Below are 9,647 nucleotides of genomic sequence, written 5' to 3'. Positions count from 1 at the left end.
CGGCAGCGCTCATCACGTCGTTGATCTTCACCATCAGGTCGTCGAATTCGGCCTCGGTCAACCGCATCGTGCGCTGAGTGAAGGCGGCATGCACCTCTGCCGTGCGACCGGCGACGTATTCGGGAGTCCAGGCTGTCACGCGGCGCATCAGGTCGTGGTGATCCTCGACCAGCGCGGCGATCACGGCGCTGCCGAGCTCCTCGTCGGCGACCGGACTCTCCGGGCCGCCCACATTGAGGGGACCCTTGTGCCCCGTCCAGACGCGGTCGCGTCGATCGCGGGCCTTCTCCGGCGCCTCTTCGATCAGCCCGGCATCGGCGAGCGCGCGCAGGTGGAAACTGGCACTGTTCGCCGGCACACCCAGTTCCGCGGCGATGTCGGCTGCGCGGAGGAAGTCCCGCCGGGCGAAGAGGCGGATCATCCGGCGCCGAAGCGGGTGCGAGTAGGCCTTCAGCATGGCCGATGTCATCCAGGCGGGGTCATCGCGCGCGCTTTTCGTGCGATCCTCCGTCATCCCCCGATCCTACCCGCACTTCCAATTGCGCAATAAGCCTTGCGCAATGTTTCTTGCGCATCTAGTCTCGACGCATGACCACCCTCACCGAGCCTCATCGCCTGTGGCGGAACACGCGCTACCTCACCTGGTTGGTGAGCGATACGAGTAAGGGGCTCGCCGGCGCGCTCTTCGCCTTCGCGATCCCCCTGCTCGCTCTGATCGTGACGAACGACCCCGCTCAGGCGGGCATCATCGGCGGGGTCGGGATGGCGGCCCGACTCCTCACGACCCTTGCGGGCGGCGTGCTGGCCGACCGCCATCGCCGTATCGCGCTGATGCTCCTCGGCTCGCTCATCGGCATCGTGCTGGCCGGCGGCTTCACGCTTCTCGCCCTGGGGGACGCCCTGACCTTCGGGTCGTTGCTCGTGGTCGACGTGCTGCTCGCCGCACGCAGCGGACTCTTCGACGTTGCGGGCGAGAGCGCCATCAAGGAGATCGTTCCCGACGACGCGATGGGGCGCGCACAGGCCGCGAATCAGGGGCGCGATGCCGCTCTCCAACTGGCGGGTGGTCCGCTCGGTGGTCTGCTCCTCGGCGTCGGCGGCTGGCTCGTCGGCGTGGTCATGACCCTGTGCCACGTGATCGCGGCCCTGACCGCGTGGATGCTGGGGCGTCAGGCGCGTCGCGCCGGAGTGGTCGATGCGGGCGAAAACCCAGACCACCTGCGTGCTGCGCGGCGCGTCGAGCCCGAACACGCCGCGGACACGGCGGATGGTCTGGGTTTCGGCACCTCGACGACCCCGCCCGCGGCGAAGCCCGACGCGTGGAAGGAGCTCCGCGAGGGGTTCGGGTGGCTGCTCTCCCGTCCCGACCTCGGCGGGGTGCTGCTCATCACGACGGTCATCAACCTCGGCTTCAACGCCACGATCACCACCATCATCTACGCCCTCCAACAGGAAGGACATTCGGAGCTTCTCATCGGCGCCCTGAGCGCGTCGATCGGCGCCGTGATGCTCGCGGGAGCCGTGGTGGCCCCTCTGCTCATCCCGCGCATCAAGGCCGGAATCCTGGCGATCGCGGGGCTCTCCGTGATCTCGGCGGGTGCCATCGTGCTGGCGATGGTCACCGACCCGCTGATCATCGCCGTGGTGCTCGGCGTCTCGGTACTGCTGGTCCCGGCACTCAATGCCGGCATGATGGGCTACTTCATGGTCGCTACCCCGAGCCACCTGCTGGGGCGTGCCAACAGCGCTGCCGGTGTTCTCGGCATGGGCGCGATGCCGCTGGCACCACTCATCGCCGGCTTCGGCCTCGCCTGGATCGGCCGGGAGTGGACCATCCTGGTGTGCGCAGCGCTCTGCCTCGTCGCCGTGGCGATGGCCCTCGGCAACCGGGCGCTGCGCGCTCTGCCCGTCGAGTCCCGCTGGGCAGAGCACGCGAAGCAGTACGAGAGGGCCTGAGCTCCCGGGAGAACGCGGTCGGCGCTAGAGCGCTCCGGTCAGCGCGGCGATCCCCGCCAACAGGGACACGAGAGCCAGCACGAGCGCGACCGCGATGAGGACGGCATGCACCTTGAGGAACGCCGTGGCCTTGCCGTTCTCGTCCCGCGCGCGGGGGTCTTTGGACACGCGCTTGTAGAACTGCGGCCAGACCAGGGCGTTGAAGGCGGCGTTGAGGAACAGCACGATGGCGAGGGGGATCACCCCTCAACGGTATCGACTTCGTCTATGGGCCTCCCCGCACGATCATCCGCGCGGATTCTTGGATGCAGACATGTATCAGAAAGCCCTTGCCGCGCTCCTGGTAGGTGTGATCACAATGGGCTTCATGATCGACGGTGCACCCGGCACCGCTCACGATCCTGCCTCGGACGACGGGCGCGCACGCTGGGAGCGCGCCGCGGATCTGTTCGACGCATGGCGCGAGAGCGACAGCCGCGCGATGGACGACCTCGTACGGCTGATGACGCCCGTGCTCTGGCACGTCGTGCGCGCCTATGGGCTGGAGCGCACCCTCGCCGAAGACGTCGTGCAGACCACCTGGCTGCGACTCGTCCGCGGCCACGACTCGATCAGCGACTCACGGGCCGTATCGGCTTGGCTCACGACCACCGCCCGCCGGGAGGCCTGGAAAGTCGCGAAAGCGCACGGCAAGGTCGACACGACCGAAGCGGATGACCTCGACACGCTGCTGCCCGAACAGGCGTCGGCCGAAGAGCACGCCACCCTCGGCGACGAGAACCGGCGACTGTGGGCGGCCGTGCGGCGTCTGAACGAGCGCTGCCAGAAGCTGCTGCGAGTGATCGCCTTCGAGGATCGTCCGGACTACGCCCGCATCGCCAGCGACCTCGCCATGCCCGTCGGCAGCATCGGCCCCACGCGGAACCGGTGCCTCGCCAAACTACGCGCCCTGCTGGACGCGCCACCGACAGCGCAGGCAGGGGGATTCGCATGACCGAGAACGAGGACGCCCAGATGTTCGCCCGGCTCCGCTCCCTGTGGAGCGAGGTCGATCCGATGCCCGCCGGCCTCATCGACCGCATGGTCGCCGCAGTCGCCGCCGACGGCCTGAACCGTGAATACGCGCTGCTCACGCTGGTCGAAGGACAGTTGGGCGCGGTGCGGGGCGAGGCCGACGCGCTCACCCTGCAGTTCAGCGACGGATCGACGAGCATCCTGCTGCACGTGACGACGACGGCTTCCGGACGCCGCCGCGTCGACGGCTGGGTCGACACCGCAGCCGCCGAGATCGTCCTGACCCAGGGCGAGAAGACCAGGTCGATCACGCCGGAGGAGACCGGACGCTTCGTGTTCGACGACGTCCCGCCCGGCCTCACGCGCGTTCAGCTGACCACCGTGATCGGGGACGAGACGCGCACACTGGCGACCCCGCAGTTCGAGCTGTGACCACGGGCGCCGCCCGTCGATGAAGACGCGGGTCCACCCGCAGGAAGAGGATGACGCATGGATCAGCCCAGGGGATGGACCTGGCAGGACCGCGCGGAGGGATCGATCCGACGGGGCACGGCGCTCGACCCGAGCACGGAGCCGGTGGACGGTATCCGTGCGTTTCCGACGGCGTACCTGCCGGAACGCCTGCTGATCACCCGCGCTCTCGGCGATGAGGAGGCCTACGACCGGGAGGTGCGCACGCTCCGCGACGCGGCAGACACGTTCGGCTGGCAGCTCGAGATCGAGGACGACACCCGCTCAGCGGTCGACGGCGAACTCGTGGCGGGAGTTCCCGGTTTCCTGCGCGCACGGCTGCGCACGCCGGACGAGCCGGTGCGCGGTGAATCGCCCGTCGCACCGGATGCCTGGCGCGTGCTCCAGCGCGCACGCCGCATGTCCCGCTCGACGATGCCGCGCACGAGCCTCGACCACGTGCTCTCCATCGATCCGGTCGGGCTCAATCCGTTCACCAGGACGAACCCGTTCACCCGCACCAATCCGTTCACCCGCACCAACCCGGTGCGCGGTGCGGGTGGCGCCGGCGGCAGCGACGACTACCTCGAGCCCGGACGCGGAGCACGACAGCCGGTGACCTGGGTGGGGCCTGCGCCCGTGCGCGGTCCCAGCCCCAAGCGCGGACGACGACCCGTCGTCGCTGTACTCGACACCGGCTGCGGCGAGCACGCCTGGCTTCCCGCTGACATCGTCACCCGCACCGTCGACCTCGACGGCGTGCCGGTCGGGCTGACCGATGACGCCGATCCGGAGCGCTACCCCGACCTGTACGGGCAGCTCGACGGGGAGATCGACGCGGTCGCGGGACACGGCACCTTCATCGCGGGCATCGTCCGACAGGCGGCTCCGGACGCCGACATCCTCTCGATCCGGGTCGCGGGGGCGCTCGGCGTCGTGGACGAGAGCACGCTCCTCGAGACGGTCGCCCAGGTCGTGACGCTGCTGGTGCGCCACCGCGAGAACCCGAAGACGGGCTTCCCGATCGATGTGCTGAACCTGTCGCTCAGCTACTACCACGAGACGCCGACCGACGGACTGTTCAGCCTCACGCTCTACCAGCTGCTCGCCAAGGCACGCGAACTCGGCTGCGTCGTGGTGTGCTCCGCGGGGAACGACGCGATCGATCGCCCCTCCTTCCCGGCATCCCTGTGGCCATGGCCGGGCGCGGACAACGGCATCCGCCGGGACAAGGACGCGCCGCTCGTCTCCGTCGGAGCGTTGAATCCTTCCGGCCAGTCGGTCGCCCTGTTCTCGAACATCGGTCCGTGGGTGCAGGCCTACGCACCCGGAGCGGCGGTGGTGAGCACCTCGCCCGCGTTCGTGGGAGGCACGCAGGCGGCGACGAGGGCCGACGTCGAGGGTCTGCGCCGTGAGACGATCGACCCCGACGATTACCGCGGGGGCTTCGCGGTGTGGAGTGGTACGTCGTTCTCGGCACCGTATGTCGCGGCGCGGGTCGCCGCGCAGCTCGGTACGGTGCCGGTCGGCGGAGCGACCCCCAGCGCTGCGGCGAAGGCGGTGGCCGCCGTCCTGAAGTCGCTGCCGAGCCCGATCGATCCCGTCTGACGCACCCCCGGGACGAGCCGTCCGTACCGATGCGGGCGGCTCGTCCTGGTGCCGGGCGGCTGCCCGGGGCGCCCGGCGGTGCACCTGCAGGACGAATGCACGAATGCCGGATCAGGACGCGGCGCGTCATCCGACGAATGAACTTTCTCCCGGCGAGTGTCGCGCTCGATCCGCGCTCTTCCCCGCAGCCCTGGAGCACGGCATCCTGGAGGGATGCCCCTGTCCGCGATCGAGCTGCACCGGCGCGGAGTCGAGGCGGCGAACGCCCGGCGGTTCGCGCAGGCGCGGCGCGCCCTCGGCGCGGCGTCCATCCGCGCCGACGATCCCGATCTCCGCGCACGCATCGACGGCACGGTCGCCTACGTCCTCGCGCAGACGGGGGAGCCGGCAGCCGCCGAACAGCTGTGCCGCGAAGCGCTCGGCCGGCCCGGTCTGCGGAGCGAGACCATCGCGGTGCTCAGCGGACAGCTCGGCACACTGCTCATGCACGGTGGTCGGCTGGCCGAGGCGGAGATCGAACTCAGCCGTGCGATCGACACGATCAGCGCGATCGGAGACGAGACGACCGAGCTCGCCAACTGCCTGATGAACCGCTCGGTGGTACGGATGCAGCAGCGCGAACTCGAGACCTGCATCGAGGATCTGCAGCGTGCGGTGGCCGTGTACGAGGCGAACGACGACGAGGAGCCACTCGCCGAGGCCAGGCACAACCTCGGGTACGCGGCCCTGCTCGGAGGAGACCTCGTCACCGCGCTCACGCTCATGACACGTTCCCGCCCGACGCTCGCCGCGATCAGCGATCTCGCTGCAGCCATCAGCGACCTCGATCGCGCGGAGGTGCTGCGCGACGCGGGACTCACGACCGAGGCCGAAGCACTCCTCGAGCAGGTCGCCGCCCAGTTCGGTACCCAACGGATGCGACAGGCCAGAGGCGAGTCGGAGTTTCATCTGGCTCGCTCTCTCCTGCGTCATGATTTTGCCGCAGCCGAACGCGCAGCACGCACCGCGGCGCGACGCTTCACCGCGCTCGCGAACGACGGGTGGGCGGCCCGGGCAGAGGCGGTGCGGCTGGAGGCGCAGCAGCGAGCGAAGCCGCATCTCCGCATCGACGACGCGGCGTTCGCGCGGACGGCGAAAGCCCTCGAACGGAGCGGCTTCCACACCGAGGCCACGGGGCTGCGGCTGAGTGCACGCCGTGATGGCTCCGGCCGCCTGCCGCGAATCGCCGACACCGCCCCGACACCGCTGCGCATCCGCGCCCAGGAGGTGCGTGCCGCGCGCGCCGCGGCTGCCGGCCGTGACCGCGACGCCCTGCGCGCCGCCGCCGACGGCCTCGAGCTGCTCACCGCCTGGCAGCAGGCGTTCGGCGCCCTCGACCTCCAGGCCTCCGTCGCGATGCACGGCAGCGATCTGATGTTCGCGGGGCTCTCCGCTGCGGCGCGATTGCGCGACCCCGCCACGCTGTTCGAGTGGTCCGAGCGTGCGCGCCACCTCAGCCAGCAGGTCGCCCCGGTGCGACCCCCACACGATGAGTCGCTCGCGGTGGACCTGGCCGAGCTGCGGATGCTGCGCGCCGAGCTGGCCGGGGGCGACTGGACGACGGATGCCAGAGTGCGGGAACTGCGCGACAGGGTACGCGAGCGGCAGTGGGCGGCGACGGGCTCCGGCGGCACCAGAGAGCGGCTCGGGCTCGCGGAGGCAACGGCGCTGCTCGCCCCCGACCTGGCGGTCCTGTCATACATCTTCACCGGATCCGACCTGCAGGCCGTGGTCGCGACATCGGCCGGCGCGACCATCGTCGACCTGTCGTGGCGGCGGGTGCAGACGGCGCTCGACGGCCTCCGCGCCGATCTCGATATGGCCGCGCTGACGCGTGGGGGACTGATGGGCGCGGTCACCGAGCGGGCGCTCACCTCACGGCTGGCGGTCCTCGACGCGGAGCTGCTCGACCCGGTGAGGTCCGCCGCGCCGTCCGCAGCGCGCTTCGCGATCACGGTGCCCGGTGTGCTCGGCGGCGTTCCCTGGGCGATGCTCCCCGGAATCTCCGGCGTCCCCTTCACCCTCGCGACGTCGGCCTCCCGCCTGCTGGGCGTCCCCTCTCGCACGACGACGGCACCGTCGATGATCGGCTTCGCCGCCGGGCCCCGGGTAGCGCGCGCCGCCGACGAGATCGAGCGCGCGGCGGCGACCTGGCGGGGAACCGGCCGCACTCCGCGAATCCTGGTGCCTTCGGACGCGACGGTCGCCGCCGTCACCGAGCTCGCAGCGGCCACCGACGTGCTCCACATCGCGGCTCACGGCAGGCACGCGGTGGACAACCCGCTGTTCTCCGGTTTCGAGCTCGCGGACGGCGTGCTGTTCGGCTACGACGTCGACCTGATCCCGAAGGTCCCGTCGACCGTGATCCTGTCGGCGTGCGAGCTCGGGCGCTCCTCGGTGCGGTGGGGCGAAGAGGCGTTGGGCATGACGCGGGTGTGGTTGCACGCGGGTGCCGACTGCGTGATCGCCGCCCCCGTCGCCGTTCCGGATGACGTCGCGGCCGAGCTCCTCAGCGCCGTGCACACCGGCCTATCCGAAGGTGCCGCACCGGCCGTCGCGCTCGCGCGGGCATCCGCCGAGACCGGCCTGAGCGCCCCGTTCCAGTGCCACGGCAGCGGATTCTGAAACTTTTCCTCCATTCGATGTATCAGAAGGGAGGCCGCTCGCTCCTGTTCTTCGGAAGGTGCCATGCGAAGGGCCTCGAAGGGAGAGGCGCGAGGGAGGCGCAGTCGGATCTGGGGATCATGCGCACTGGGGAGCGCGAACACGACACGGACACCATCTGCTCGAGGATGATGCGGCAGGCCGCCGCGGCACCCTCAGAGGGCCTCGACGATCTGGGGACGTCGGGGCCCTTGGGGTGTGCCGGGGGAGCGACGCTCTTCAGAGCTCGAGGAAGTCGCCGAGCCAGACGCGTACCGAGGCCAGGCATTCCTCCGTGACCTCACCTGCCGTCCCCGTGAGGCGGTCGCGGGAAAGCGTGCGAGGTTGCTCGGTCATGATCCACGACGGCCGGTCCAGTCCGCTCGGCCCGTCCACGACGACGTGATTCGGCCAGCCCCGGTCGGTCGTCGTGATCGGCAGCACGATGGCCAGCGTGGTCACGGCATCCAAGTATCCAGCCGAGGCCACGACGAGAACGGGACGATGTCCCCCCTGCCCCTGCCGCGCGCCGGCTCGAGTGCGGCCCAGACGGCTCGTCCTGGTGCGAGCTCTGAGGAGGAAGTCACGCGGTCGCGTCGGTCAGGTCGGTCCGCTCCCATTCGGCGGCTTCTGCAGCATGCGATTGCTTGTCGGCCGCAGCCGTCCGTTCGATCGCATGCTTCAGCGACTGCAGTCTCCGACGGCGGTCCTCCGCGTCGGCAAGGTGAGCGAGATGCGCGCCGAGAGTGAGACCGTCACGCGCGGCCTGCTCCTTCAGCCGGTCGCGCAGGTCGTCGCTCACCTTGATCGTCGTAGTCATACTTTGAGTATGACCGCGCTCCGTGCGGCGGCGTCAGGCGACCAGCACCGCGTATCCAGCCGCGCGGAGCGCTGCGAGCACCTCGGTTTCAGCCCCGGCGTCGGTGATCACGGTCGGGAAGAGCTCGACGCCGCCGACGGTCGAGAACGCCTCGACGCCGAGCTTGCTGCCGTCGGTCACCACGACCGCTCGGCGCGCGCGTTCGGCCATCATCCGGTTCACCGCGGCCTCGCGCTCGTCCTGTGTGGTCGCACCGGCGACGGCGTCCATCCCGTTCACACCGATGAAGGCGATGTCGAGCCGCACTCCGCGCAGCAGCTGCTCCACGAACGGACCGACCAGTTCGTAGCTGCGCGAGTGGATGACGCCACCGGTGACGACCACCTTGATGTCGGGGCGCGTGGCGAGCTGGGCAGCGATGTTCACGGCATTCGTTACCACGGTGATGCCACCGCTCCCCGCGAGGTCGTCCCGTGCGGCCAAGGCAGCGGCGATCGCGGTCGTGGTCGTGCCGCCGGAGAGCCCGACCACCATGCCGGGTGCGACCAGGCCGGCGGCGGTCTGCGCGATGCTGGCCTTCTCATGCGTGCGCAGGTGGCTCTTGTAGCGGATGGGCAGTTCATAGGCGACCGTCTGCGCTACCGCACCGCCATGGGTCCGGGTGAGCAGGCGCTGCTCGGCGAGCGTGTCGAGGTCGCGACGCGTGGTCGCCGACGAAGCCTCGAACTCCTCGACGAGCTCTTCGACCGTCACCTCGCCCTTCGCAGCCAGCAGGTCGAGGATCGCGTTCAGCCGGGCGGCCCGCTTCATCAGGCCACGGCTTCCGTCGTCTCCAACGCGAACAGCCGGAGCATGCGCGCGGCTTCGTCCGCGAGGGCATCGCGAGCCGGCGCGAGGTACTTGCGGGAGTCGACCAGGCGCTCGTCCGCGTCGAGCTTCTGACGGACGGCGCGCGTGAAGTAGCCGTTCAGGTGCGTCGAGACGTTGATCTTGGTCATGCCGGCTCGCACGGCATCGGCGATCACGGCATCCGCGACACCGGACGATCCGTGCAGCACCAGCGGCACGGGGAGAGCCTCGTGAAGGCGCCCGATCAGGTCGAGGTCGAGAGAGGCGG

Annotated in this window: 10 protein-coding genes and 1 pseudogene; 5 read left to right on the top strand and 6 right to left on the bottom strand. The window is 70.2% G+C overall.

Annotated features, from left to right (window positions below; all coding sequences use genetic code 11):
* The coding region (locus tag AX744_RS10005) for a winged helix-turn-helix domain-containing protein (protein ID WP_061016646.1) at positions 1-514 on the bottom strand (514 nt) is incomplete at its 3' end.
* A gap of 74 nt (positions 515-588) precedes the next feature.
* Between AX744_RS10005 and AX744_RS10000 the strand changes: the two genes are divergently transcribed.
* Entirely contained in the window at positions 589-1,956 is a 1,368-nt protein-coding gene (locus AX744_RS10000) for an MFS transporter (protein WP_061016643.1), read from the top strand.
* Between the two features lie 24 nt (positions 1,957-1,980).
* Here AX744_RS10000 and AX744_RS09995 read toward each other — a convergent pair whose 3' ends face one another.
* A complete protein-coding gene (locus tag AX744_RS09995; RefSeq protein WP_046748092.1) occupies positions 1,981-2,199 on the bottom strand; it encodes an SCO4848 family membrane protein in 219 nt (72 codons plus the stop codon).
* 70 nt (positions 2,200-2,269) lie between these two features.
* Here AX744_RS09995 and AX744_RS09990 point away from each other — a divergent pair, with 70 nt between their 5' ends.
* The 4 genes from AX744_RS09990 to AX744_RS09975 all read left to right on the top strand — a co-directional run bounded on the left by AX744_RS09990 (position 2,270) and on the right by AX744_RS09975 (position 7,692).
* Entirely contained in the window at positions 2,270-2,950 is a 681-nt protein-coding gene (locus tag AX744_RS09990) for an RNA polymerase sigma factor (protein WP_231728781.1), read from the top strand.
* Positions 2,947-3,402, top strand: coding sequence for a hypothetical protein (locus AX744_RS09985; protein WP_061016638.1), 456 nt, complete (start codon positions 2,947-2,949; stop codon positions 3,400-3,402). Before AX744_RS09990 ends, AX744_RS09985 begins: the two co-directional genes overlap by 4 nt.
* Before the next feature lie 57 nt (positions 3,403-3,459).
* The gene (locus AX744_RS09980) at positions 3,460-5,028 is read left to right on the top strand and encodes a S8 family peptidase (RefSeq protein WP_061016637.1); all 1,569 of its coding nucleotides are present in this window, start codon (positions 3,460-3,462) and stop codon (positions 5,026-5,028) included.
* A gap of 213 nt (positions 5,029-5,241) precedes the next feature.
* The gene (locus AX744_RS09975; protein ID WP_061016636.1) at positions 5,242-7,692 is read left to right on the top strand and encodes a CHAT domain-containing protein; all 2,451 of its coding nucleotides are present in this window, start codon (positions 5,242-5,244) and stop codon (positions 7,690-7,692) included.
* Positions 7,693-7,950: 258 nt separating this feature from the next.
* Here the strand turns inward: AX744_RS09975 and AX744_RS20985 are convergent, their stop codons facing one another.
* The 4 genes and pseudogenes from AX744_RS20985 to AX744_RS09955 all read right to left on the bottom strand — a co-directional run.
* On the bottom strand, positions 7,951-8,172 hold the full coding sequence (locus AX744_RS20985) for a type II toxin-antitoxin system PemK/MazF family toxin (protein WP_231728780.1): 222 nt from the start codon (positions 8,170-8,172) through the stop codon (positions 7,951-7,953).
* 121 nt (positions 8,173-8,293) lie between these two features.
* Positions 8,294-8,545 (bottom strand): annotated as a pseudogene (locus AX744_RS09965) (ribbon-helix-helix protein); the annotation flags it as partial.
* Positions 8,546-8,563: 18 nt separating this feature from the next.
* The gene (locus AX744_RS09960) at positions 8,564-9,340 is read right to left on the bottom strand and encodes a DeoR/GlpR family DNA-binding transcription regulator (protein ID WP_061016632.1); all 777 of its coding nucleotides are present in this window, start codon (positions 9,338-9,340) and stop codon (positions 8,564-8,566) included.
* A partial coding sequence (locus tag AX744_RS09955) for a class II fructose-bisphosphate aldolase (RefSeq protein WP_197429209.1) occupies positions 9,340-9,647 on the bottom strand: 308 nt, incomplete at its 5' end. The genes AX744_RS09960 and AX744_RS09955, both read right to left, overlap by 1 nt.

It is taken from the genome of Microbacterium sp. CCH5-D1 (genome assembly GCF_001557335.1).
In the GTDB taxonomy this organism is placed as follows: Bacteria; Actinomycetota; Actinomycetes; order Actinomycetales; family Microbacteriaceae; genus Microbacterium; species Microbacterium oxydans.
Note: the sequence above shows the minus strand (reverse complement) of the source record. Positions and strands in the feature narration are given on the sequence as shown.

Coding starts and splice junctions, on each gene's coding strand:
- AX744_RS10000 (WP_061016643.1), top strand. CDS start 589: ATGACCACCCTCACCGAGCCTCATCGCCTGTGGCGGAACACGCGCTAC.
- AX744_RS09960 (WP_061016632.1), bottom strand. CDS start 9,340: ATGAAGCGGGCCGCCCGGCTGAACGCGATCCTCGACCTGCTGGCTGCG.
- AX744_RS09975 (WP_061016636.1), top strand. CDS start 5,242: ATGCCCCTGTCCGCGATCGAGCTGCACCGGCGCGGAGTCGAGGCGGCG.
- AX744_RS09990 (WP_231728781.1), top strand. CDS start 2,270: ATGTATCAGAAAGCCCTTGCCGCGCTCCTGGTAGGTGTGATCACAATG.
- AX744_RS09985 (WP_061016638.1), top strand. CDS start 2,947: ATGACCGAGAACGAGGACGCCCAGATGTTCGCCCGGCTCCGCTCCCTG.
- AX744_RS09980 (WP_061016637.1), top strand. CDS start 3,460: ATGGATCAGCCCAGGGGATGGACCTGGCAGGACCGCGCGGAGGGATCG.